The organism is Mesorhizobium sp. RSR565B, assembly GCF_054719465.1.
In genome coordinates this window covers 2,933,926-2,958,901 of the sequence record NZ_JBTTIE010000001.1, presented here as the reverse complement: position 1 = coordinate 2,958,901, position 24,976 = coordinate 2,933,926, and the positions used below count along the sequence as shown (strand labels likewise).

The 24,976-nt window shown below is 63.0% G+C and carries 21 protein-coding genes; 10 read left to right on the top strand and 11 right to left on the bottom strand.

All coding sequences use genetic code 11. The features are described 5' to 3' along the window. Positions 1 to 371 precede the first annotated feature (371 nt). The 5 genes from ACYG9R_RS14420 to ACYG9R_RS14400 form a co-directional block, all read right to left on the bottom strand. Complete coding sequence (locus ACYG9R_RS14420; protein ID WP_023824980.1) at positions 372 to 1,358, bottom strand: methyltransferase; 987 nt, start codon at positions 1,356 to 1,358, stop codon at positions 372 to 374. 237 nt (positions 1,359 to 1,595) lie between these two features. Then, positions 1,596 to 2,987: a chromate efflux transporter gene (gene chrA, locus ACYG9R_RS14415; RefSeq protein WP_023751679.1), complete on the bottom strand. Its 1,392-nt coding sequence runs from the start codon at positions 2,985 to 2,987 to the stop codon at positions 1,596 to 1,598. After that, on the bottom strand, positions 2,984 to 3,802 hold the full coding sequence (locus tag ACYG9R_RS14410; protein WP_023683941.1) for a chromate resistance protein ChrB domain-containing protein: 819 nt from the start codon (positions 3,800 to 3,802) through the stop codon (positions 2,984 to 2,986). The genes chrA and ACYG9R_RS14410 overlap by 4 nt, the downstream gene beginning before the upstream one ends. A 140-nt stretch (positions 3,803 to 3,942) precedes the next feature. Next, entirely contained in the window at positions 3,943 to 4,731 is a 789-nt protein-coding gene (locus ACYG9R_RS14405; RefSeq protein WP_023824981.1) for a 3-hydroxybutyrate dehydrogenase, read from the bottom strand. A 333-nt stretch (positions 4,732 to 5,064) separates the two neighbouring features. Then, complete coding sequence (locus ACYG9R_RS14400) at positions 5,065 to 5,601, bottom strand: TetR/AcrR family transcriptional regulator (RefSeq protein ID WP_023824982.1); 537 nt, start codon at positions 5,599 to 5,601, stop codon at positions 5,065 to 5,067. Between the two features lie 149 nt (positions 5,602 to 5,750). Here ACYG9R_RS14400 and ACYG9R_RS14395 point away from each other — a divergent pair, with 149 nt between their 5' ends. Both ACYG9R_RS14395 and ACYG9R_RS14390 read left to right on the top strand, forming a co-directional pair. Further along, positions 5,751 to 7,055 (top strand): efflux RND transporter periplasmic adaptor subunit, encoded by a 1,305-nt coding sequence (locus ACYG9R_RS14395; RefSeq protein WP_023735209.1) that lies wholly within the window; start codon positions 5,751 to 5,753, stop codon positions 7,053 to 7,055. After that, entirely contained in the window at positions 7,052 to 10,135 is a 3,084-nt protein-coding gene (locus ACYG9R_RS14390) for an efflux RND transporter permease subunit (RefSeq protein WP_023696405.1), read from the top strand. The genes ACYG9R_RS14395 and ACYG9R_RS14390 overlap by 4 nt, the downstream gene beginning before the upstream one ends. Before the next feature lie 165 nt (positions 10,136 to 10,300). Here the strand turns inward: ACYG9R_RS14390 and ACYG9R_RS14385 are convergent, their stop codons facing one another. Further along, the gene (locus tag ACYG9R_RS14385) at positions 10,301 to 10,762 is read right to left on the bottom strand and encodes a L,D-transpeptidase (protein WP_023730774.1); all 462 of its coding nucleotides are present in this window, start codon (positions 10,760 to 10,762) and stop codon (positions 10,301 to 10,303) included. Between the two features lie 331 nt (positions 10,763 to 11,093). Here ACYG9R_RS14385 and ACYG9R_RS14380 point away from each other — a divergent pair, with 331 nt between their 5' ends. Next, positions 11,094 to 11,426: a hypothetical protein gene (locus tag ACYG9R_RS14380; protein WP_023670061.1), complete on the top strand. Its 333-nt coding sequence runs from the start codon at positions 11,094 to 11,096 to the stop codon at positions 11,424 to 11,426. A 33-nt stretch (positions 11,427 to 11,459) separates the two neighbouring features. Continuing rightward, entirely contained in the window at positions 11,460 to 11,630 is a 171-nt protein-coding gene (locus ACYG9R_RS14375) for a hypothetical protein (protein WP_023670062.1), read from the top strand. A 71-nt stretch (positions 11,631 to 11,701) separates the two neighbouring features. On the opposite strand, the gene ACYG9R_RS14370 is transcribed toward ACYG9R_RS14375, so the two are convergent. Continuing rightward, a complete protein-coding gene (locus ACYG9R_RS14370) occupies positions 11,702 to 12,406 on the bottom strand; it encodes a response regulator transcription factor (RefSeq protein ID WP_023670063.1) in 705 nt (234 codons plus the stop codon). Positions 12,407 to 12,500: 94 nt separating this feature from the next. Between ACYG9R_RS14370 and ACYG9R_RS14365 the strand changes: the two genes are divergently transcribed. Together ACYG9R_RS14365 and ACYG9R_RS14360 are read left to right on the top strand one after the other, a co-directional pair. Further along, the gene (locus ACYG9R_RS14365) at positions 12,501 to 13,229 is read left to right on the top strand and encodes a response regulator (RefSeq protein ID WP_023670064.1); all 729 of its coding nucleotides are present in this window, start codon (positions 12,501 to 12,503) and stop codon (positions 13,227 to 13,229) included. A 222-nt stretch (positions 13,230 to 13,451) separates the two neighbouring features. Beyond that, on the top strand, positions 13,452 to 15,542 hold the full coding sequence (locus tag ACYG9R_RS14360) for a hybrid sensor histidine kinase/response regulator (RefSeq protein WP_023670065.1): 2,091 nt from the start codon (positions 13,452 to 13,454) through the stop codon (positions 15,540 to 15,542). A gap of 234 nt (positions 15,543 to 15,776) precedes the next feature. Here the strand turns inward: ACYG9R_RS14360 and ACYG9R_RS14355 are convergent, their stop codons facing one another. Continuing rightward, entirely contained in the window at positions 15,777 to 16,157 is a 381-nt protein-coding gene (locus tag ACYG9R_RS14355; RefSeq protein ID WP_023670066.1) for a hypothetical protein, read from the bottom strand. 503 nt (positions 16,158 to 16,660) lie between these two features. Between ACYG9R_RS14355 and ACYG9R_RS14350 the strand changes: the two genes are divergently transcribed. After that, entirely contained in the window at positions 16,661 to 17,863 is a 1,203-nt protein-coding gene (locus ACYG9R_RS14350; protein WP_023696407.1) for an aromatic ring-hydroxylating oxygenase subunit alpha, read from the top strand. A gap of 15 nt (positions 17,864 to 17,878) precedes the next feature. Here ACYG9R_RS14350 and ACYG9R_RS14345 read toward each other — a convergent pair whose 3' ends face one another. Continuing rightward, complete coding sequence (locus ACYG9R_RS14345) at positions 17,879 to 19,291, bottom strand: aminotransferase (RefSeq protein ID WP_023824983.1); 1,413 nt, start codon at positions 19,289 to 19,291, stop codon at positions 17,879 to 17,881. A gap of 292 nt (positions 19,292 to 19,583) precedes the next feature. Here ACYG9R_RS14345 and ACYG9R_RS14340 point away from each other — a divergent pair, with 292 nt between their 5' ends. The 3 genes from ACYG9R_RS14340 to ACYG9R_RS14330 all read left to right on the top strand — a co-directional run bounded on the left by ACYG9R_RS14340 (position 19,584) and on the right by ACYG9R_RS14330 (position 22,487). Then, a complete protein-coding gene (locus ACYG9R_RS14340; RefSeq protein WP_023701363.1) occupies positions 19,584 to 20,501 on the top strand; it encodes an ABC transporter permease in 918 nt (305 codons plus the stop codon). Beyond that, positions 20,498 to 21,322, top strand: coding sequence for an ABC transporter permease (locus ACYG9R_RS14335; RefSeq protein WP_023693704.1), 825 nt, complete (start codon positions 20,498 to 20,500; stop codon positions 21,320 to 21,322). The genes ACYG9R_RS14340 and ACYG9R_RS14335 overlap by 4 nt, the downstream gene beginning before the upstream one ends. Before the next feature lie 91 nt (positions 21,323 to 21,413). Next, positions 21,414 to 22,487 (top strand): ABC transporter ATP-binding protein, encoded by a 1,074-nt coding sequence (locus ACYG9R_RS14330; protein ID WP_023824984.1) that lies wholly within the window; start codon positions 21,414 to 21,416, stop codon positions 22,485 to 22,487. A 40-nt stretch (positions 22,488 to 22,527) separates the two neighbouring features. Here the strand turns inward: ACYG9R_RS14330 and ACYG9R_RS14325 are convergent, their stop codons facing one another. Further along, entirely contained in the window at positions 22,528 to 23,823 is a 1,296-nt protein-coding gene (locus ACYG9R_RS14325; RefSeq protein ID WP_023727279.1) for a flavin monoamine oxidase family protein, read from the bottom strand. Beyond that, on the bottom strand, positions 23,820 to 24,896 hold the full coding sequence (locus ACYG9R_RS14320; protein WP_023727280.1) for an extracellular solute-binding protein: 1,077 nt from the start codon (positions 24,894 to 24,896) through the stop codon (positions 23,820 to 23,822). Before ACYG9R_RS14320 ends, ACYG9R_RS14325 begins: the two co-directional genes overlap by 4 nt. Between the last annotated feature and the right edge of the window lie 80 nt (positions 24,897 to 24,976).

Genomic DNA, 24,976 nt, shown 5'->3' with positions numbered 1-24,976 from the left:
CAAATCCGGGTGAACGCGTTGGATGCCATATGTATTAGAAACCACGAATAGATAAACGAATGTCTAAAAACTCCATTCCGATTCGACGTAGTCGAACGGGCTAGCTAGGCGCAAGTTGCAGCGACCGCGCAACATCCTGTCGGAGGTTCCGCCCCAATCGACGAATGCGAAATATGCCGCTATCCCGAACTTTGTTGTCGACCAAGTGACATTTAAATGCCCCCTCTGCGAAGAAGCTATCGAGAAGACAGGGGACACCGCGCTGCCCGGTAAGGGGAAAGATCGGCTCACGCCGCCTCAGGAACTTTGTGCAATCCGTCCGGGGCTGGCTTTGAGGGCCACACGCCCGAAACCAACCACTCCAGCCACGTTCAGTCCGTGAGGCGCCCACGAAAGAACGTGGTGCCGTCGGTCAGCTGCGACCTGGAAATATCCCGGAACCCAGCCTCGGTCATCCACGCGCGATACTGACCTTCCGTGTACGATTCGCCTGCGCGATAGAGATTCAGGAAGGTGAGATTGAGAAACACACCCTCAGGCGGGCCGAGACGGTCGTCATCGACGACACCCCACCCCGCAATTGCGATCTCGCCTCCTTGGGTGAGGCAACGCGCCGCGTTCAGGATCGAACTGCGCGCCTGGTCCGGCGGCAGGACCTGGACGACGGCCTTCAGGATTGCCAAGTCATGCCGGCCGGTCGATGGCGCGACCGTTATGTCGCCTTCTTCGACAACCATATCGCCGGCACCGTATTCCGACAGGATCGCTGGTGCGACCGCTGCGACCGTCGGGAGTTCCATCAAAGTCGCCGCAATATGCGGCCATCGCTCGCGAAGTCCGACCAGAATGGTCCCGGCGCCGCCGCCGATGTCGATCACCGAACGGACCGCCGAGAGGTCCAGCTCACGGGCCAGATTCCGGCCGAAAATCACCCCTCCCGGTTCGAGCATGCGGCTGAAGGCCGCTGCGGATTCTGGCCCCGCTTCGGAAAAGTCATGCAGCGCGGCCGGCCGGTTCTGCCGCAGCGACTCTGCGGTCAAAAGGTCGGCTCCCCAGAGTTCGCGCAGCAGCACATGATCGCCGCCGCGATAGGTCGGCTTGGACGCGTCGAGAAACTTCGACGCTTCGGCTCCGTTGCGAAACTGACCATCCTTGACGTCGAGGAGACCGATGCTGGCGAGCGCGTAGAGGAGCCGCGACAGACGAGCGGGCTCGACTTTGAGCGCTGCCCCAAGGCTGTCGGCAGTCGCAGCATCGCCGCCGAGCCGGGTGAAGATGCCAAGGTCCAGCCCGGCACGAAGCGCCAAGGCGGGGGGCACCCCTGCGATCAGCTTGTCGATCCGATCGGAATCCACCATGTCATATCCCGTTGTGCGATCCAGGATCGACTTTGAACAGCTCGGCCAACCTCGTCAAATCAGTTCGCCAGCGCGCCGCTCTCCGCGTCGAGCAGGTTCAGCTTGGCGGTATCGGGTTCGACGTAAAGCGTATCTCCGGGGCCAGCGCTGATCCTACCAGCGCCCGCGACCGTTGTGCGCCGGCCCGGCATACCTCAAAAATCCGGCTGTGATAATGGCTGGTCGCGCCTTCGGACGCTACGCAGGCAAGGCCAGCAGCGCCAGTCCGGCCAGCGCCGAGCCGGCCAATGTCGGCAGCATGCCGATCCTCAGTTTCAGCATGGCGACCATAGCGGCTGCCGCCAGCAGCGCGGCACGCCAATCCAGCGACGACAGCACCGGCACCTCCATGCCCAGGCCAACGCGGTGCACCGCGCCGAAGACGACATGCAGTGCGAACCACAGCGCAAGGTTCATCACCACGCCGACGACAGCCGCCGTGATCGCACTCAGCGCCGCCGACAGTGCCTTGTTGCCGCGCAGCGCTTCGATGTAGGGGGCACCGAGAAAGATCCAGAAGAAGCACGGCACGAACGTCACCCAGAGCGTCAGCAATGCGCCGAGCGATCCGGCGACAAGCGGTCCCATCGCACCGGCGTGCCGGTAGGCGGCGACGAAGCCGACGAATTGCAGCACCAGGATCAATGGTCCCGGCGTCGTCTCGGCCAGGCCAAGCCCATCGACCATTTCACCCGGCGCCAGCCAGCCGAACGACGTCACCGCTGCCTGCGCGACATAGGAGAGTGCGGCGTAGGCGCCGCCGAATGTGACCACCGCCATCAGGCTGAAGAAGCCGCCAAGCTGTGCCCAAACACTGGCAGGGCCGGTCAGCGCCAGGATCAGTACGACCGGCCCGAGCCAGATCGGCACCCAGATCGCGATGGTGCGCGGCGCGTGCCATTTCGTCGGCTTGGTGTGAGCGAGTTCGCCGCGTTCGAACATGACGTCGACGGCGCCCCTGACATCGGGCAAATTGTCCTTGCCGCGTGCGGCTCCGGAAAAACGCGCCGGTGCCAGGCGGTTGCCGATCCAGCCGGTCAGCCCTGCAACCAGGATGATCAGCGGAAACGGCAGCCTGATGACATAAATGGCAAGGAACGCGGCCACCGCGATCGCCATCATCACCCGGTTCTTGAGCGCCCGTTTCCCGATGCGGAGGACCGCCTCCACGACGACGGCCAGCACCGCCGCCTTGATGCCGAAAAACAGCGCCTCGATGACGGGCGCATCATTGTAAAGCACGTAGAAGATGCTGAGGCCCAGCATGACAAACGCACCGGGCAGCACGAACAGGATGCCGGCAACGAGGCCGCCGGCGGTCCGGTGCAGCAGCCAGCCGATATAGATGGCGAGCTGCTGTGCCTCGGGGCCTGGCAGAAGCATGCAGTAGTTGAGCGCATGCAGGAACCGCTGCTCGCCGATCCAGCGGCGATCCTCGACCAATTCCTTGTGCATCAGCGCGATCTGTCCGGCCGGCCCGCCGAAGGAGAGCAGGCCGATCCTTGCCCACAGTTTCGCGGCTTGGCGGAAGGTCGGGACGATCGGAGCCTCGGTAGCCTGTGCATCGTCGTCCGCGGCAAGGGCGCTCATGGCGCTTTGCCCGCGCTGGGCCAATTGTGGGTTTCGTCAGTGGCATCGCGGCACCATCTGAAGAACGCATCGTAGAGCAGCATGCCGGCATCAAGCTGTTCGAGATCGTCGCGGAACATGCGCGACAGCCCGAGCGATGCAGCGAGGAACCCGGCCGCCTGCGGTACGAGATCGAGGCGCGCCGTATCGGCTGCACGCACAATCAGCGCAAGGCGATCGAGCGCTTCGGACCGCAACCCGAACTCTTCGATCATCGTGTCGAAGGTGCAGCGCTCGCCGCGATGGCTCCAGAACACGTCGTCGATGTCGAAGGCAACCGCCCCAAACCGATCGGCGGCCGCCAGCACTTCAGACGGCTCGACAAACAGGAACACCGCCGAGGGATCGACGAAGCGGCGGATCAGCCAGGGACAGGCGATGCGGTCGACCTTGGGGCGGGCACGCGTCACCCAGACCGTGCGGCCCTTGTCGTCGCGGGGCGGTATCTTGTCGGCCTTGACCAGAAGTCCCTTGGCCGCCTGCCACGCCTCGAAGCCGCCTTCAAGGGATTCGGCAGCAATGCCCTCATGGCGCAGCCATGCGGCAACGCCTTGCGAGAGCTTCAGCCCCTTCTGGCAGATGACGACAGCATGAGCCCCCGTGAACTCGGCCGCCCAGCTCGAAACAGACTTGAAGTCGCGCCGGCACGAGGCCGGAAGCAGCCGCGGATCGACGTCGTAGTCTTCGTCGATGCGGACATCGACAAGAACAGGCGCGTCGGACAGACCGACAAGGCGGGAAAGCTGCGCTACGGTGATTGCGGTTGTTGACGGCATGGCGTCCACCTCCAGAGTGAGAGTTTGGACGCGATCATTGGGCTGACGCCTCACGGGGTCGTCGCGAAGGAACCCCTTGCCACAATGCTGGATTGATCCTTCGTCTTTGTCAAGGAAAGAGCGGCGCCGGGGGACCGCGCCTACTGCGCCGTCCAGCCGCCATCCATCGGCAAGGTTGTGCCGGTGATCTGTCTGGCTGCGTCAGAGCACAGGAACAGCGTCAGCGCGGCGAGCTCCTCGACGGTGACGAATTCCTTCGTGGGCTGCGCTGCCAGCAGCACGTCGCGCTTGACCTGTTCCTCGGTCATGCCGCGCGCCTTCATCGTGTCGGGGATCTGTTTTTCGACCAGTGGCGTCCAGACATAGCCGGGCGCGATGGCGTTGACGGTGATGCCGTCCTGCGCGACTTCCAGCGCTACCGTCTTGGTCAGACCCGCTATGCCGTGCTTGGCCGAGACGTAAGCCGACTTGAACGGCGAGGCGACCAGTGCATGCGCCGACGCGGTGTTGATGATGCGGCCCCATTTGCGCGCCTTCATGCCGGGCACCACGGCCTTGATCGCGTAAAAGGCGGCAAGCAGATTGATGCGGATGATGGCTTCCCACTTGTCGTCGGGAAACTCCTCGATTGGCGCGACATGCTGTATCCCGGCATTGTTGACCAGAATGTCGAGGCTGCCCAAGGCCTGCTCGGCTTCGCGCACCATGGCGGTCACCGCTGCGCCGTCCATCATGTTGGCGCCGGAGTAGCGGCACTGGACGCCGAAATCCTTCTCGATGCCGGCGCGCTCCTGTTCGATCGCCGCGGCTTCGCCAAGGCCGTTGATCGTGACGTTGGAGCCCTCGGCGGCAAGGGCGCGGGCAATGGCCAGGCCAATGCCGCTGGTCGATCCGGTGACGAGCGCATTCTTCGAAGAAAGGGAACCCATGGAGATCTCGCGACTGTTAGGAGGACTACAAAGGCACATAGTTTGTGCGCCACAACATGACAACGCCATAACCATAGGTCGGCGCCATCACAGCCCTAAAACGCGCTTTGCCGGCCTCGCCGAGCGCCGTCTCAAGGCTGACACGGCAGTGTTATGGTGCGGCGCAACATAGTCGGCCGCGCATTCGCGCAGTCATTCCTGAACCATCGATCCAACGAATCAGGGGGGCTGTAGCTTGAAATCGCCGATGTCGTGATGCGTGGCTATGCCATGCCGCTCACCAACCGTCCTTTCCGCCCGGCCCGTATCGCTTCTTCGACCCGACGCCTTGAGCTATCCCGCAATCTCCAGCAGGGCCGATACCAGCAAGCGGCGTTCGTCGGCGGAAAGCACGTCGGAATCGAAGAGGTTCATGCTGCGCAGCCCTTCGATGGCCAGAAAGCAGACCAGCAGCGTCTTCAGGTCCGGCGTCTCGCTCTTCAGCCGCTGCAGCAGCTGCGACTTGAAGGCTTTTATCGGCGTCAGGAAATCCGGATCCTCGGCGATCGCCGAGAATATCCACGAAGCCGTCGGCTTCGGCTCCTCGCAATCATCCGCCGAGAGCCGGATATAGGTGGCGAGCAGGTTCTCACCGCTGGCGCCGGCGACACGGCCCGATTCCAGCGCCAGCTCGAACGCGCGCAGGTAATTCTCCACCAGGCCCTGCATCAGTTTGGCCTTGGTCGGAAAGTTATATAACAGGCCGCCTTTTGACACGCCGGCGCGGCTGGCGACGGCGTCAAGCGACAGGCTGCCGGGACCGGCCTCACGTGCGACATCGGCGGCGGCGGCGAGTATCTTGTCGCGCGAATTTGCCCTTTGGGTCTTCATCGATCCCTTCCCCCGCACCAGCCTAGGCGGAATTGACAAGACCGTCCAGACGGTACAGTAAGTTCGCCGTCATTTGTAATCGGGACCTGGCGTCGATAAGTGTCCCGCTATTCGGCTATTTTGCCGGAAACCGGCCGAGGGGACAGTTCGTGAAGCGCTTCATCTCTATCACCGCAATTCTGCTTCTGCTCGCTCTGGTGTGCGTCGGCGTTGTCGGCTTCAACCTGTTCCGCGACAACGCTATCAAACAGTATTTCGCCACCATGAAGCCGCCGGCGACGACCGTATCGACGGTTGTCGTCAAGCCTTCCGACTGGACGCCGGGCGTCGAGGCGATCGGCACGGTACGCGCCGTGCGCGGTGTCGACCTTACCGTCGAGACCAGCGGCATCGTCAAGGACATCCTTTTCCACGCCAACCAGAAGGTGCCTGTCGATTCGGTCCTGCTGCAGCTCGACGATGCCGTCGAACGCGCGGATCTCGTCGCGGCCAAGGCGCAGTCCGTGTCCGACAAGACGGCGCTCGAACGCGCGCTGGAACTGCAGCGGCGCGGCGTCGGAACGGATGCCACGCTCGACACCGCTCAAGCCGCTGCATCGGCCTCCGCCGCGCAGGTCAACAAGCTGCAGGCCGTGCTTGATCAGAAGCAGCTGACGGCGCCTTTCGCCGGCACCGTGGGCATCCCCAAGATCGACCTCGGCCAATATCTCTCGCCCGGCAACGCAGTGGTGACCTTGCAGGATCTGGACACCATGCGGGTCGATTTCTCGGTACCCGAACAGCAGCTGCCGCTGCTCAAGATAGGCCAGGCCGTGCGGCTCGGCCTCGGCGGCACCGGCGGCGGCGCCGACATGCCGTTTGCCGGCTCCATTCGCGGCATCGATCCCAAGATCGACGCTTCAAGCCGCCTGGTGTCCGTGCGCGGCGAGGTCGCCAACCCCGACGGCAAGCTGACGCCCGGCCAGTTCGTCCAGGTTCGCGTCGAGCTGCCGCAGGAGAAAAACATTCTGTCCTTGCCGCAGACGGCATTGACGTCGAGCCTCTATGGCGACTTCGTCTTCGTCGTCGTTCCGGCGAAGCCGGCGGAAGGCGCCCCAGCCGCGAAACCCGAGGAAAAGCCTGCTGCAGGGGCCGACGCGGCAAAGCCGGCGGCAGATGCAAAGCCGGCCGGCGCGAAACCGGCTGCCGAAGACGCCGCGGCGAAGCCCGCGGACAAGCCGGCTGTCGACCCCGCGAAGCCCGCGGCAGAACCGGAAAAGCCGGCGCTCGTGCTGTCGCAGGTGTTCGTGAAGCCCGGCCGCCGCAACGACGGCATGGTCGAGATCATCGAGGGCATCAAGGCCGGGGACGAGGTCGTCACCGCCGGTCAGAACCGTCTCTTCAACGGCATGTCCGTCGCTGTCGACAACACCATTGATCCCAGCAAGTCGGCTAACCAGCAGGCTCAGCAATGAACTTTTCCGACATCTTCATTCGCCGGCCGGTCCTCTCCACCGTCCTCGCCTGCATGATCCTGCTCCTCGGGTTCCAGGGCATCTTCAACCTGTCGATCCGGCAGTATCCCAAGGTTGACGAGACGGCGATCACCATCACCACCGCCTATCCCGGCGCCAGCGCCGACCTGATCCAGGGCTTCATCTCCGCCCCGATCGCGCGGGCCGTCGCCTCGACCGAGAACATCGACTACGTCACCTCGTCCAGCCGGCCGTCTTCGAGCACTGTGGTCGTCCAGATGAAGCTCGGCTCCAATCCGGATGTCGCGCTGACCGAGGTCCTGTCGAAAGTGCAGGGCGTACGCGGCACCTTGCCGGATGCATCTAAGGACCCGGTCATCGTCAAGGGCACCGGCCAAGAGTTCGCGATGATGTACATCTCGATGCAGAATCCGAACATGAGCAAGGAGCAACTCACCGAATATATCGAGCGCGTCGTGCGGCCCCGCATGTCGACGGTCGAAGGTGTCGCCGACGTGCAGATCTTCGGCGCCGAGGAATATTCGATGCGGGTCTGGATCGACCCGGTCAAGCTTGCTGCGCGTGGCGTCACCGCCGCCGAAGTGCTGGCGGCGATCAACAACTCCAACTTCCTGTCGGCGCCCGGCAACACCGAGAACGAATATGTCGTCTCCTCGATCACGGTTCGCTCGACGCTGCAGACGCCTGAGGCCTTTGCCGAGCTTCCGCTGCGCTCGACGGACGGCCAGGTGGTGCGCTTGCGCGACGTGGCGCGAGTCGAGCTTGCCGCCGAGAGCACCGACACGAGGGTGAGCTTCAATGGCAAGCCCGGCACCTTCCTCGCCATCTTCCCGACGCCGGCCGCCAACCCGCTGACAACGGCGGAGGCGATCCACAAGATCGTGCCTTTGATTCAAGAGACGCTGCCGAAAGGCATGACCATCGAAATCGTCTACGATTCCACCGAACAGATCAGCGCCTCGATCGATGAAGTGTTCAAGACCATCGCCGAAGCCGTCGCCATCGTCGTCGTGGTCATCCTGTTGTTCCTCGGCTCATTCCGCTCGGTGATGATGCCGATCGTGACCATCCCGCTGTCGCTGGTCGGCGTCTGCTTCCTTTTGTTTGCGGTCGGCTATTCGATCAACCTTCTGTCGCTGCTGGCCATGGTGCTGGCCATCGGCCTTGTCGTCGACGACGCTATCGTGGTGGTGGAGAACATCCATCGCCACATGGAGGAGGACCACATGTCGCCGATGCAGGCGGCCTTCAACGGCATGCGCGAGATTTTCTCCGCCATCGTGGCCATGACCATCACGCTCGCCGCCGTGTTCGCGCCGCTGGCCTTCACCGGCGGCCTGACCGGTGCGCTGTTCCGCGAGTTCGCGGTGACGCTCGCCGGTTCGGTGGTGCTGTCCGGCCTCATAGCCGTCACCATCACGCCGATGATGGCGGCGCGTCTGCTCAAGGCGGGATCGCACAGTCGCTTCCAGCGCGTCGTCGACGGAACCTTCAGCCGTGTCGAGCATGTCTATGAGCGGGCGGTAACCGCCTCCTTGAGAAATCGACCGGTGACGCTGCTGATGGTCGTGGCGCTGGTTGCGCTCACCGGCTTCATGTTCACCAAGACCTCGAGCGAACTGGCGCCGGAAGAGGACCAGGGCTTCCTGTTGTCGATCGTGACGGCACCGCGCTACGCGACCTCGGACTACACCGAGACCTACGTCAACCAGATCCTCGGCTTGGTGAAGGACATTCCCGAAACCAGGGCGCAATTCTCCGCCGTTGCCTTTGGCGGCGCCACCAACGGCGCCTTTGTCGGCTTCGCCTTCAAGGATTGGGCCGAGCGCCAGCGCAACTCAAAGGAGCTTCAAGCCGATATCCAGGGACGCCTCGGCAAGGTGGCCGGCGTCGAGGCCTTCGTCTTCGCGCCGCCGACGCTGCCGGGCTCCGGCGGCGGCCTGCCGATCTCCATGGTGGTGCGCTCGACCGGTGGTTCCGCCGAGGTCTACGAGGCGGCCGAGCAGATTAAGAACAAGGCGCAGGCCTCCGGCCGCTTCATCGTCGTGCAAAACTCGATGTCCTTTGACGCTCCGCAGGTGACGGTGACCATCGACCGCGACCGCGCGGCGGCTCTCAACCTGCCGATCGCCGACATCGGCCAGACGCTGACGCTGCTGGTCGGCGGCGCCGAAGTGGCTCAGTTCGACCGCGATTCCAACAGCTACGACATCATCCCGCAGGTGCCGAAGGAATTCCGCGACAATCCCGAGAAGCTCGGCGAATATTTCGTGCGTAGCGTGACCGGCGAAATGGTGCCGCTTTCAGCGGTAGTGAAGATTTCGACCAACGCCGCGCCGGCCGCGATCGAGCAGTTCAACCAGCTGAACTCGGCGACGATATCAGCGCTGCCGCTTCCCGGCGTCACCACGGGCGACGGGCTGCAGACCCTGGAGAACCTTGCCAAGGAGAGCCTGCCCGATACCTTCTTCATCGATTATTCCGGCCAGTCCCGGCAGGAGAAGGAGCAAGGCAACACGATCCTTATCGCGTTCGCAGCCGCCGTAATCGTCATCTATCTGGTGCTGGCGGCGCAGTTCGAAAGCTTCCGCGACCCGCTGATCATCATGATGGCGGTGCCACTGTCGATCTTTGGCGCCATCGTGCCGCTCAATCTGGGGCTTGGAACGCTCAATATCTACACGCAGGTCGGCCTGATCACACTGATAGGTCTGATCACCAAGCACGGCATTCTTCTGGTCGAGTTCGCCAACCAGCAGCGCGAGTTGCATGGCATGAGGCGGCGCGATGCGATCGTCGCCTCGGCCAAGGTGCGCTTGCGGCCGATCCTGATGACGACAGCGGCGATGGCGCTCGGCGTCGTGCCGCTGATCGTGTCCAGTGGTGCTGGTGCGGCGGCGCGCTATTCGATGGGCCTCGTAATCTTCACCGGCATCCTGGTCGGAACCATGTTCACCCTGTTCGTGGTGCCGATGTTCTACACCTTCATCGCCAGCAAGGACCTGCCGCACCACGCCGAAAAGCCAGACCCGAAGCTGATGCCGGTGCACGCGGACTGAGCGCGAACGGCGTCAGCGAACAAACGAAAAGAGGCCGGAAATTTCCGGCCTCTTTTTTTGACTGGATTGATTTACCGCGAAGCCCCGATGGAGCTCCAAGGCGGGAACTTGCGGTGCGGCATGACCTGTCCGGCTGCGCTGCACCATCGCTCCAAACGCAGTCTGCTACTTGACGATGACGATGCTGGTGTTGGTCGGGCCGAAGGTTTCGACCAACTGGTAGAAGTCGGCGGCATTGTCGGGATGCAGCCGCACGCAGCCATGCGACGCCGGCCGTCCCAGCCGCTTGATGGCGTTGGTCGCATGCACGGCGTAGCCGCCGCTGAAGAAGACCGAGTGCGGCATCGGCGCGTTGTCGTATTTCTTCGAATGCCACATCTCGTGCATGCGGGTCGGCTTGAACGAGCCGGTCGGCGTGACATGCGCACTGTCGCCGGTCGAGACCTTCCAGGCGAAAGTCGGCCGGCCATCGACCAGCACTTCCATGGTCTGCTGCGACAGCGAAACACGCGCGACGATCTGGTTTGCCGCGGCATGGGCGGTGCTGTTGGCAGCGCCAAGCAGAAGCGCGGCGCCGGCAGCGGCGGCGGCGACGTTGATGAGTTTGGCGGAAATGGCTTTGTACATGATGGCTCCTCTTTGCCGGTCCTGCCGGCGTCAATTCGGTGGCCGCCTTATCCCCGCGCCCTGTTTCAGACTGACTTCGCTGAGGCTCGTTTGTGTTTCGAATCTGTTTCCTCTGGTTAACAAGCAAGGTGGACAAGGGAAGCGTGCTCCGCCTTCGCTGCGCACTCCCGATCACGCACCGCGCCCCCAAACGAAAGTGCTGATGTCCTTATATGAAAGAAGATTGGCTTCGCTCGAAACCGACTTGCAACAAAGCGCGGCCTGGGCGGCATGATCTGGTTACAGGCTCGCGGCACAGTCATCCCAACGAGAACAGCCGGCGCCAACGAAAATGAGCATCAAATCGACCACCCTGTCCTGGCTCTTCAGGATAAGCATCGCCGCATTTGTCGTCGGCGGCATCGGCACAGTAGCCGGCACCCCGATGACGAAACTGGCGGTGATGAATTCGGGTGAGATTTCGACGCTGCATGCCGCGCTGTTCATAGCCTTGGTCTGGATTGTCTCCAGTCTGCGCATCAACCGTCTCAGGGCCCTCTGGCGGGTCGGCCTCGGGTTGAAGTGGATGCGCGGCCCCTCCGGCAACTTGCTGCCGAGAGGACCGAAGGCCCGCGTCGCAACGGGGGGCTCCGTGGGCGACGCGGGCACTTCGGGTTTATCCTGAAGCACCCGCGGTTCTGATTTTTGGGGACAACCGATGAAGACGAAATCTGCAGCCTCCGTGCTTTCGGTACTGCTCTATGCACAAGGCCTGCTCGGCTTTGCCGGTCTCGCCACGGTTCTCCTGAAGGACCGCGCGCATGCCGCCAGCGAAATCGTAGTCGCCAGCGAATTGCCGTCGGGACCATCGCTTCTGGTGGTGCGCTGACGCCTATGCATGGCGCCCGAGATTGCGCAGCTTTTTTGGGCGAGCCGAGGAACAATCCAGCCTCCCGACCCTCAGTCGGCGCGCTGCGTCGGCGGGTCGAACCGGTAGCCTGCGCCGCGTATAGTTGTGATGGTTTCGGTGTCGAGCTTGCGGCGCAGCCGCACGATGCGCGAATCGATCGAGCGGTCGAAGGCATCGGCATTTTCGGCGGGCGCCGCCGCAATGATGTCGTCGCGCGTCAGCACCTTGCGCGGGCTGGCCAGAAACAGCCTGAGCAGCGCCACCTGGCCCGGCGACAGCTGTTCTTCCGTACCCGAACGGTGCATGACGATGGCCGACCGCAAATCGACGGTGGCATTTTCCAGCACGATCAGTTCCTGGGCGGACCTGCCGCGCCGCGTCAGCAGGCCGCCGATGCGCGCGGCAAGCTCCCTGACATTGAGCGGACTTTCGACGACATCTGCGGCGCCAAGCTCGAGCGCCAGCACCTTGTCGACCAGATCGGCCGGCCGGCAGATCAGGATGAAATCCGGCCCCGCCTTCCCGTCCGCGCTCTGGCCGCCGCCATAACGCCTGAGCAGGTCCCGCCCTTCCGCCTGGCTGAGGCTGTCGCCGACGATGACGATATCGATGCCTCCGGCCGAAAGCAGGGATTCAGCTTCCCAGGGCTGCCGCGCCTCGCGCACGTCATGGCCGCGCCGGTCGAGATGATCGGCAAGATCGCCGGCCACCACATCGGCGACGGAAACCAGCGCGATGACGGATCGTGCAGCCATGTTTTTCTTCCCGTTCCCCCGCAACCGGATATGAGTGCTGGACATCATGTTTATACCCAATCTACTTTCCGCTGAAAGCGGGAGCGAGGCCATAGTGCGGGCACGGATTGTCATCGTCGAGGACGAGCCCGATCTCCGGGACGCGGTCGCCGAGTATCTCGGCGCCAACGGCTACGATGTGACCCAGGCCGGAAGCGCGGCCGAGGCGCGCGCCTTGCTGGAGACGGAATCGTTTCATTTGGCCATTCTCGACATCGCCATGCCGGGCGAGGACGGACTGTCGCTCGGCCGCTGGCTGCGCTCGAAAATACCGGTCGGCATCATCTATGCCACGGCTGCCGGCACCGCACTCGACCGCATTGTCGGGCTGGAGCTTGGCGCCGACGACTACATCGTCAAGCCCTACGAGTTGCGTGAGGTGCTGGCTCGTGTGCGCAGCGTGCTGCGCCGCGTTCCGCAGCCGAGCCCGCCCCAGGCGGCGAAGACACAAGCCGATGGCGGCCGCCGCCTGACCTTCGGCCCGTTCCAGGCCGACCTCGACGGCAGGCTTGTCACCGGCGCCAACGGCGCCGTCATCGACATGGCCAAGAGCGAGTTCGATGTGCTGGAGGTTTTCCTGACCCGCGCCAACCGGCTGTTGACGCGATCGGCGATCTCCGAGGCGATTGGTTTTGTTGAGGATCCTGAATCGTCGCGCGCCGTCGACATTCGCATCATGCGGCTGCGCAAGAAGATCGAAACCGATCCGGCCAATCCGAAATTTTTGCGCACAGTGCGCGGCGAAGGCTATATCTTCTCGCTGCCGACCGGTGACGGGCACTAGAGCAATTACAGGAAAAGTGTACGCGGTTTTCCGCCCGGAATTGCGTAAAAACAAAGAGATAGAGGCTTCTCCGTTTCCGTGAAACGGTGAAACGCTCTAGCAATTCCAGGAACAGTGCGTAGCGATTTCCGTTCGGGATTGCATTGAAACATGGAGCGTTTCACCTTTTTCGTGAAATGCTCCATAGCTGCCTAATTCGACGGCCCTTTACTGATGGCTGACATGACCGCTGAACCAGCACCACGTATGGACCCGCAAGGCGCTCGCCAGAGCGCCGCGATGGCGGCTGTGCGCGTCGTCCGCCGGTTGCGCGATGCCGGCGACTGGCAGCGCGAGATGGAAACCATCCTCGAAACGCTCTGCAGCGCCATGAATTGCCAGCGCGGCATCCTGTTCAGGCTGCGCGAATTGCCCGGCCAGGGCTTCGCCCAATCGGTCGCCGCCTACTGGATCGATCCTCGCTTCGGCGGCGAACTGGCTTCGCCGACGGTGATCATGCAGTCGATCGTCGATACCGATCCGCTGCTGGAGCGGATTGGAGAGGACGAGCGGCAAGGCAAGATCTTCGCCGGCCATACGCGCGATCTCGACGGGTTCCTCAGGGCCGATTTCGAAAAGCAGCACATCAAGTCGTTCCTGTCGGTATCGGTGTTCGCGCACGGTCATCTGTGGGGCACGTTCGCGGTCAATGACTGCCTAAACGAGCGCGAATGGACCGAAGAGGAAGAGGCGACGATGCACATCATCGCGCTCGCCATCGGCGACGCCATCGAGCACTCGCCGTCCGACGCCCATGCCAGCGAAGTCATCCGCCGCACCATGCTGCAGGCGTCGCTCGACGCCATCATCGTCATCGACGAGACCGGCTCGATCATCGAATTCAATCCGGCCGCCGAAAAGATGTTCGGCTATCAGCGCAGCGACATCCTCGGCAAGGACCTGCTCGATACCGTGGTGCCGGAATATTACCGCAAGGGCTATGTCTCGGGCGCCGAATACATGTCTGGCCGCGGCGCGCCGATGGTTGGCCAACGGCTTGAGACCGTGACACAGAATGCGGCCGGCGAGGTGTTTCCCATCGAATTGACGGCGACCGAGATGCGGGTGGCTGACCGTCAGCTCATCTTCGGTTCGATCCGCGATCTGCGCGATAAGCTGCGCGCCGAAGAAGAGATCAACCGCCAGCGCGAAAAACTGCACCAGAACGAGAAGATGGCGGCGATGGGTTCACTGCTGGCCGGTGTTTCGCACGAGCTCAACAACCCGCTCGCCGTGGTCGTTGCGCAGTCGACGCTGCTGCATGAATTCGCCACCGACCCGCAGACCAAGGTTCGCGCCGAGAAAGTGCGCGCCGCTGCCGAGCGCTGCGGCCGCATCGTCAAAAGCTTCCTGTCGATGGTGCGCCTGCATCCGGCGGCGCAGGCCGAGACCGATCTCAACCAGGTGATCCGCGCCGCACTCGAAGTAACCGCCTATGGCGCACGCTCGAGCGGCATCATCATCGACACCGATTTCGCGCCCGGCCCGCTGCTGGCGATGGCCGATGCCGACCACGTCACGCAGGTGGCCGCCAATTTCCTGATCAACAGCCAACACGCTCTGGCCGGTATCGGCGGCGACCGCCTGATCAAGGTGCGGACATTCCGCAGCGATCGCGGCAACCCCGGGTTTTCGGTCGAGGACAACGGACCGGGCATTCCCGAGGCGATCCGCAGCCGCATCTTCGAATCCTATTTCACCACCAAGCCGGTCGGCGTCGGCACCGGCATCGGCCTGTCGATCTCGAAATCGATCGTCGAGCGCCACAACGGCAATATCTGGTTCGAGGAGGTGCTGCCGCGTGGCGCGCGCTTCGTCGTCCAGCTGCCGGTAATCACCGGCGGCGCGGCAGCAGCCGGCGACAGCCCGGCTCGTTCCAGCGGCTTGCGCCATGCGCTGATCATCGACGACGAACCCGACGTCGCCGGCTCCCTCTCCGACATCCTGGAACTGATGGGTATCAAGTCGCGGGTCGTGCCGGCCTGGACGTCGGCGGCGGCGACCTTGACCGGCCACATGCCGCCAGACATCGTCTTTTCCGACTTGCGCATGCCCGGCACCAGCGGCATTGCCATCTACCGCGAATTGCTCGCCGACAACCTGGCCCTGGCCAAACGCTTCGTGCTGGTCACCGGCGACCTGATCGGCGCCAAGGCCGAGATCGAAGCCTTGCCGGCGCCGCAGCGCCCGCAAATCCTGGAAAAGCCGTTCTCGACGCTGGACGTCCGCGGCGTACTCTCGGCAATAGCCGACCAGGTCGCCGCCGCCGGCTAAGTTTTCGGAAGCACCCATGTAGGGTCTATCGAGATTCGGGTCAGGCCGAGTCGAGATGGTGGTTCCCGAGAACCGGAGCGGAGCGTACTTGAAGTACGCGAGCACCGGAAGCGCAGGGAACCTCCATGCGCAGGCCGGCCTCACCCGAATATCGATAGGCCCTAAAAAAGAGGCTCCCGACCGAGGGAAGCGGCGGGAGCCAAGAACGAGCGCGGGAGGAAGCGCTCGGGAGGTTCAGAAAACGTTGGGTGTCGTGGTCAGCGGCGCTGCGTTGGCGATCATGCGGACGGAACGCGCCTTGTGCACGCCGGACTGGGCGGCGATGACGCGCAGGCACTCCGCGCTCTCGGCGCCCCAGGCCTGACCCTGGCAGGCAAAATCGATTTCCGGCTCCGGCAGCCGGGCGGTCTTGATGGTGGTCGGCGCGCCCTGGACAACATTGGCCGGCGGGTTGAGCGAAGCAAAAGCCGGACCGGAAGCCGGTGTCAGGAACATGACGGCCAGAGCGCAGGCGCCCAGCATGGAGAACATCGCAACCGGATGGTCGCTGGCGCGCTGACGCAGTGCCAGTTTGGCGCGTCGTTCGTTGCTAGTGATCTCGACTTTCGTATGCATTGCTGCTCCCCTTCGTTTTCTTATGAAACGAACCTAAGCGCGCCTGGTAACGGGCGAATGATGCGCTTGGCTTGCCCGCGTAACAGGTTTGAAACAAGAAATTCGGGCATATCCGGACAGATCCGGTCATGTGCCGACGGCAAGATGCGTTTGCGAAGCTGTTTCATCCGGGCAATCAAATGTTGACGACAGGCGGGCCGCGAACGCACCAAGCCCGCTTCCTGTCGGCCGCACTATGAACAAGCTCACACTGCGGATCGAATTTGCGGACGCCAGGTATTTTCGTCTCGGAGCGGGCCGTGTTTGCAAGCTCGGCACGGCCAAATCCGCATGCCGGACAGCTATTTCACGCCCCCGGTTAACGCCCGGATATTCCGGGATTTTCTGGCTTTCAGCTGGTCCTGTTGTGCCGACTTGAAAAGTTGTGATTTCTACAAGCCATTGCATTTCAATGTAAAATATGGTTTTATTGAATGAGTATTCAATAAAAGAAGAGCTTTTTTATGAACCCGCATCTCCGTGACGTGGCGATCCCCAATGATTGGGACCGGCGGGGTCTGCCGGGCTGGAGTTATCACTCCGACGCGCTTCTCGAACTTGAGAAGGAATACGTCTTCCGCAACCATTGGCAGATCGCCGGCCATGTCTGCGACGTGCCGAATGCCGGCGACTATCTGACTATGGACGTGGTCGGCGAGCGGGCGCTCATCGTGCGCGGCAAGGACGGCGTCGTGCGCGCCTTCAACAACATGTGCCGGCATCGCGGCAGCCGCGTCGTCGCCGACAGCCAGGGCACCTGCAAGAACGCGCTGGTCTGCCCGTTCCATGGCTGGGTCTACAATCTCGACGGCACGCTGCGCGGCGCCGCCCGGCCGCGCTCCTTCCCCGAGCTCGACAAGACCGAATTCGGCCTGATGCCGCTCGACCTTGAGATATGGATGGGCTTCATCTTTGTCCGCTTTCGCAAGGGCGGCCCGCAGCCTTCGGTGGCCGAACTGTTGAAGCCGATCGAGGCCGAGATGGCACACTACAACGTGGCCGAGATGGTGCCGTCCTGGGGCATCTGGACACAGAAAACGCCGGTCAACTGGAAGTCGGTGCGCGACGTCGACAATGAAGGCTACCACGTCGCCATGGCGCATCCGGCGCTGCAGGATCTCTACGGCTCGACCTATTTCGACGAGCCGTTCATCAACGGCGTGTCGCGCTCGTTTGCCACCTACAATCCGCATGCCGGCCGGCGCTGGAGCGTGCGCGAATACATCAAGCTCACGCCCGATGCCTCACACCTGCCGGAGCATCTGCGCAGGGCCTGGATCTATTACGGCATCTTCCCCAACAACGCGCTGTCGATCATGCCGGAATCGGTGCAGTTCTATCAGGAGTTCCCGCTGTCGACCGGCGAGACGCTGCTGCGCGGCGCCATCTACCGCTACCCCGACGAGACCCGGGAACAGGCGGCCGCCCGCTATCTCGCCTACCGCATCGACCGCGATACCATGAACGAGGACGTGCAGCTTTCCGTCTGGTCAAACGAGTCCATGATCTCGGAGGCCTTCGAGGGTTTTTATCTCTCCGACCTCGAATACGGTGTGCGCACCCACCACGACCATCTGCGCAAGCAGATCCCGGTGCTGGGCCTGGAGACGGCGCCGGAGGAGAAGGACATGTGGAACCTCAATGAGGCTATGCGCTCGCAGGTGTAGGGGCGGAACTGCCAGTCACCCCTGCCACACGCCCTCTTTGCGCAGATCATCCATGGTCCGCGAAATGCCTTCGCGCAGGATCGCCACCATGTCGTCGATCTGCTCTCGCGTGATGATCAGCGGCGGCGACATCACGCACATGTTGATCAGCGGCCGGACCAGGAGGCCGAGTTCGTGGCAATGCGCGTCGATGCGCTTGCCGACATCCTTGTCGAGCTGCAGCGGATCCTTGCTTTCGCGGTCGGCTACGCACTCGACGCAGCCCATCAGGCCCATGCCGCGGACTTCGCCAACCAGCGGCAGTTCCTCCAGCGTCTTCAACTGCGCCTGGAAATAGGGCGCGACATCGCGCGTGTGGGCCAGCACGCTGTCTTCCAGGATATCGAGGTTCTTCAGCGCCACCGCGCAGCCGATGGGATGACTGGTATAGGTCAGGCCATGGCCGAACATCGCATCGGGATGGTTGGAACGGCGCATTTCCTGAAGCAGCCGCTCCGAGATGATGACGCCGCCAAGCGGGAAATAGCCTGATGTAACGCCCTTGGCGAAGGTGATCATGTCGGGGCCGATGCCGAAGCCATCGCCGGAGGCAAAGACATGGCCGAGCCGCCCGAAGCCGGTCACCACCTCATCGGAGATATAGAGGATATCGTTGTCCCTGCAGATTTCGCGAATGCGCTTGAGATAGCCATCCGGCGGCACGACGACGCCGCCGGATGCCTGCACCGGTTCGCCGACGAAAGCACCGATCTTCTCTGCGCCGACGCGGGCGACCGTATCGCGAAACTGCTCGACCAGGAAATCGCAGAAGGCGGCGATGTCAATGCCTTTCGGCCGCCGGAACGGGTCTGGCGAGGACAGTTTGACGACCAGATCGTCGGCGCCGTCCATCCAGTCGCGGTCGCGCGGCCGGCCGTTGAGCGAGGCCGACAGATAGGTCGAGCCGTGATAGGCGCCGCCGCGGCTGAGGATCAGCTTTTTTTCCGGCCGCCCGCGCACATTGTTGTAGAACTGCATGAAGCGCAGTGCCGTCTCGACAGCCGACGATCCGCCGGTGGTGAAGAAGGTATGGCTGAGATCGCCCGGCGCATGATCGGCGAGGCGCTTGGCGAGCTCGGCCGACGGCGCATTCATCGTATACCAGGGCGTGTTGTAGGACAGCATCATCGCCTGGTCGTACATCACCCTGGCCAGCTCCTCGCGGCGGTGGCCGACATTGATGCACCACATGCCGGCCGGCCCGTCGATCAGTCGCTTGCCTGTTACATCGGTGATGTAGATGCCATCGCCCTCGCCAATCAGCGCACGCGCTTCATTGCCGACCGAGCCGGCATAAGGCCAGGGCTGGATGAGATGGCGCTTGGCCAGCTCGACCGCATCGCCACCGTCAGCCATTTCCATCGCTCTTAGGTCTCTTGCAGCCGCCATCATTGCCTCGCATCGTCTGAGCGTAATTTCACCGGACAGAAAGCGAAGCGCCAAGGGCAGGAAAGCCGGCTTTCTTCACTTCATTTTGAATGTCCGTTCAATCAATATTACAGAAATGGCGCTTGATTTCAATGCACGGATGCGCTCATGATGAAAGAAAGCCGGCAAGCTTGGAGCGCAACCAGCAAAGCGCGCTCCGCAAAAATTGGGAACAGGCAGCCGGCCCGGTCGATGGGAGCATCATGGCGGAACAGTTCGAGCCAGCAACCGAGATCACGCCCGGGTCGCTGCAATGACGGTAGCTGCCGAAGGGGTGCCCACGCGGCGCATGACGCGAGCAAGGCGAAACGCCCTTCTGCAGTCCGAGTCCGTCCAGGGCCTTGCCCTGATCAGCCCGACCTTGGTCTACGCTTTGATCCTGCTGCTCGTGCCGATCCTGGTGGTCTTCGCCCACTCCTTCTGGACGCAGAACTACCTCACCATCGACCATACATTCACGCTGGAGAATTATCGCATCGCGCTGACCGAGCCGATCTACCGCGATCTGCTCTGGCGCTCGCTCTACATTTCGCTGACGGTGAGCTTTTTCACCGTCATCCTCGCCTATCCGATCGCCTATTTCATTTCGTTCCATGGCGGCCGCCACAAGAGCCTGTGGCTGTTCCTGATCACCATCCCGTTCTGGACCAGCTATCTCCTGCGCGTGATGTCATGGAAAGTCATCCTCGGCTATAATGGCGTGCTGAATTCCGGCCTGATGGGCCTCGGCATCATCGACGAACCATCGACCGCGCTACTCTACAATTCCAGCGCCGTCATCATCACGCTCACACACGCCTGGGCGGCCTTCGCCATCCTGCCGATCTTCGTTTCGCTCGAGAAGGTCGACCGCACCTTGGTCGAGGCTGCCACCGATCTTGGCGACGGCCCGCTGCGCTCCTTCCTGCGCGTGACGCTGCCGCTGTCGGCGCCGGGCGTCATCTCGGCCGCTCTCATCGTCATGATCCCCACCGTCGGCGACTACGTCACCCCAAGGCTGGTCGGCGGCAAGGATGGCGTGATGATCGCCAATGCCATCGAGTCGCAGTTCCATAAGGCCTCCAACTGGCCACTCGGCGCGGCACTGTCCGTGACCACCATGCTGGTCGTGACGCTGATGGCGGGCGCCACCGTGCTCATCATCCGCGCGCTGCAGAGGCTGGCGCGATGACAGCGAGGCGGCGCCTTTTCCCCGGCGGCTGGCTGTCCGCCTACGCCCTCCTCTACGTCGTCTTTCTCTATCTGCCGGTGATCTTCCTGCCGATCTTCTCGATCAACACCGCGCCGACGCCAAAATTTCCTCTCACCGGCTATACGCTGAAATGGTACCAAGACCTGCCGAAGACGCCGGCGCTGCTTGACGCCGCCTGGAACAGCCTGATCGTCGGTATCTCGGCATCGGTGCTGGCGACGCTGCTCGGCATCCTCGCCGCCCGCTCGATCACCCGCTACCGCTATCCCGGCCGCCGCACAATCAATGGCCTGATCATGGCGCCGCTGGTGCTGCCGGAAATCATCCTCGCCATCTCCATGCTGCTGGTCATGCTGCAACTGGGCTTAAGCCTTTCGCTGTTCACCGTCGTACTCGGCCATGTCCTGATCTGCATTCCCTATTCGATGACGGTGCTGACCGCAGGCTTCGAGGGTTTCGACCGCAGCCTCGAAGAGGCCTCCGCCGATCTCGGCGAGAGTGCCTTCGGCACCTTCCGGCGGGTGACGCTGCCGATGGTGGCGCCGGCGATCATTTCCAGCCTCCTGGTCTGCTTCACCATCTCGCTCGACGAGTTCGTCATCGCTTTCTTCCTGACCGGCACCGAGACGACGCTGCCGATCTATATCTGGGGCCAGCTGCGCTTTGCCGCCAAGCTGCCGGGTGTGTTGGCGCTGGGCACGCTGCTGCTGGTTGCCTCTTTCGTTTTGATGACCGTTGCCGAGATCCTGCGCCGCCATGCGGCCAGACGCACCCAGAGCGAGGGAGGCCTCTATGCCTGAGCAGTCCCGGGCCGAACGGCCTCAGGATGAGCCATCCAAGCAAGATAAGTCCGAGCGGGCCCAATCTGATCGACCCCAAACCGACCGAGCAATGATCGAAATCCGCAGCGTTACCCGCAGCTATGGGACGTTCAAGGCGCTCGACGACGCCTCGCTGACCATCAAGGAGGGCGAGTTCTTTTCGCTGCTCGGCCCTTCCGGCTGCGGCAAGACCACGCTGCTGCGCATGATTGCCGGTTTCGACAACCCGACCAGCGGCTCGATCTCGGTCGGCGGCCAGTCGATGGAAGGCATCCCCGCCAACCGCCGGCCGACCAACATGGTATTCCAGAGCTATGCCATCTTCCCGCATCTCAATGTCGAGCAGAATGTCGCCTATGGGCTGAAACGGCTCAGGCTGGGAGGAACGGAAGAAAAGCGCCGCGTCGAGGAAGCGCTGGCGCAGGTGTCGCTCACCGGCCTCGGCAAACGCCTCGCCACCGAGCTTTCGGGCGGCCAGCGCCAGCGCGTGGCGCTCGCCCGCGCCCTGGTGATGCGGCCCAAGGTGCTGCTGCTCGACGAGCCGCTGTCGGCTCTCGACAAGAAATTGCGCGAGCAGATGCAGGTCGAACTGCGCCGCCTGCAGCAGGCGGTCGGCATCACCTTCGTGCTGGTCACCCATGACCAGTATGAGGCGCTCGCTATGTCCGACCGCATCGCCGTAATGTTCGGCGGCAAGATCGCCCAGGTCGCCTCGCCCAAGGAAATCTACCAGCGGCCGGTCAACCGTCAGGTCGCCGACTTCCTCGGCGGCATGAATTTTGTAAAAGCGCAGATCGTCGAGGAGAATGCCGCCTCGCTGGTCGTCGACACGCTGGGCTTCGGCCGAGTCCGGACCGACAAGCCGAAGGCCTTCGTGCGCAATGGCGGCGGCGCCACGCTGGGCATCAGGCCGGAGCGATTGCGCGTGCTGTGGGACAATGCGACGGCGAAATTCGAAGTGGCCGGCAAGCTGGTCGAACGCCACTATTTTGGCGAGATCACCCACCTCATCGTCGAGATACCCGGATTGGAAAAGCCACTGTCGGTCACCGAGACCAACGATTTCGGCGCCGACGATATCCCCGTCGGCACTTCGATCCGCCTCGGCTACGATCCCGAGGCCCTGGTGGCGATGGCGGACTGAGCATGATCCCGAAAAGTGGGAACCGGTTTTCGGAATAAGATCATGCTCCACTAAGAATTTTAAGTTCCGTCGCGATCTGTTTGGCTGCGATCCGCCCCATCACGATAGCGCCTTCGACATAGCCCGGGAATGACGGCGACAGTTCCGACGATGCTAAATGAACCGGGGCAGCGCCGGCACGGATCGTGCGCTCGGCATCCCGTGCCGTCACATCGACAATAAGGTCGCTGTAGGCGCCGCCGCTCCAGCGGTCATCGATCCAGTCGCGCTGGCTGAAATCGATAATGCCGGCCGCCTCCGGGCCAAGGGCATCAACGAGCCTTGCCGTGACCTCCGCACGCAGCGCCGCGTCCGCGAGCGGACGCCAATGCAAGGCCAGCGGTCCGCCGACGAAGACGACCAGCGCGGCATGTTGCGCATCCTTGCTGGCGTCACAGGCGAACAGGCCCGGCAGGTCGCGCCACATCACCATGCCGCACAGGTCGCGCTCGCGCCAGAACGGCGTGGGATAGCGCACCAGGATCTTGATCACCGCACCGCTTTCCCAGACGCCGAGCGCCTTTGCGAGCGCCGGCGGCAGAGCGGGCGCGAAATCCAGCTTCGCGGCCGTCGCCGGCGGCAGCGCGACCAGCACTTTTCGCGCTTCGATGGAGCTGCTCGCCGAGACGGCACGAACCCGTTGCGGCCCGTGCTCGATGCGCGTAACCGGTTCGTTCAGCCAAACCCTGTCGCCGAGATCTCCCGCCATGTCCTCGGCCAGCGACTGCATGGTTTCGAGCAGTGAATATTGCAGCTCGGGCACCTCGTTGGTGATGCGGCGGTCATTGTCGATGAGGTACCACAGCGGCACCTTGTCCATCGCAAGGCACCACAGGCCTTCGATCATCGAGCGGAAAGCCGTCTTCGCGTCAGTGGGATCAGGCTGGCGTTCGAGCCAGGCGGCAGCGCTCATGCCGGCGATCGAGGGATCGTCCGGCTCGATCGCATTCATCCGCTCGCGGATCGCCATCGCGCCATGATAGGTCCGTTCGGCCTCTTCGACCGACAGCGATGGATGGGTGATGAAATCGCCATTCACATAGGTTTCGACGAAGGCCTTGCCACGGGACGCGGCCAGCGCCGTGACCTCCGGCATGTCTTCGCAGAAAAACTGTCCGCCGCTGTCGATGCGCTCGCCAAGCCCGTTGCGAATAGCCTCGACCCTGCCGCCGACCCGGTCGCGTGCTTCGAGCAGCACGACATCGATGCCGGCCTTTCTCAGCTCAAGCGCAGCCGACAGGCCGGTGAAACCGGCGCCGACGATGACGACATCGGTTCTTTCAGTCCTGTCGCTCAATAGCCGGCCTTGATCTTCTCGAATTCCGTGACCATGCGCTGCTTGAGCTCAGGCGGCACCGGCTGCTGGAACAGCGTCTTGTCCAAGAACTTGTCGAGATTGTCGAAGCCACGGTCGCTCAGCACCTGATGGTCGATCGCGGCCATCCCGGCGCTATTACCGTGGCCGTAGCCGAAGGTCTTGACCAAGTAATCGGACACGGCATGCGCGTTGACCGCACTGAGGAAATCATAGGCCTGATCGAGCTTGCCCGGCGCATCCTTCATCAGCACATAGCCGCACACCCAGGTGGATATGCCTTCCCTGGTGTCGCGGTTCATGGCGATCGGCATGCCTTGGCCCTTGAGCGTCACGAAGGTCTCATTCCAGCCCCAGACGAGGTCGACCTCATTGCCGGTAAAGGCCTGGTTGAGGTCGGTGTCGTCGGTCCAGTAAAAGCGGATGTTCTTGTGGACGTCACGCAGGAAGGCGGACGCCTCCTGGAACTGCTTGTCGGTCATCTTGGTCCAGTCCTTGAGGCCGATGACCAGGCTGGCCAGCGCATAGGCGTCATCGACATTGTCGCCGATGGTGACGCGGCCCTTGAATTTGGGATCGGCGAAAATCTTCAGCGACTGCGCTTCCTCCGCCGTGACCTTGTCGGTGCGGTAGAGCAGCGAAGTGTTGCCCCAGTCGAACGGCATGAACCAGGCCTTGCCGTCGGCGGTGACGGCGAGATCCTTCATCGCCATGATGCCGGGATTGAGATCCTTCCAGCCGGCGATCCGCGAGGTGTCGAGCGGTTGCAGAATGCCGGCCGCGCGCCACTTGGTCACGCTTTGCGAGCAGGGGTGGGCGATGTCGGCCTTGAAGCCGGCGCGCATCTTCTGGAACGCTTCCTCCTCGTCGCCGAAGAAAGCAAAGGTCGGCTCGGCGCCGTATTTGGCGGTGTAGTCGGGGTGCAGCAACGGATCTTCATAGCCTGACCAGTCGAACACGACGAGGTCGCCGCCGCCTTCGGCATAAGCAAGCACGGCGCCGGCGCCGACTGTAAGAGCAGCGGCAAGGGCGAGGCGGCGAAGCATGGAATTCATGGCGCGAAACTCCTCATCGCGAAAAGCGGCCGGGCGACGTTACGGAATTTCAGCGGCCTTGGCGAGACCGTCTGCCCGGC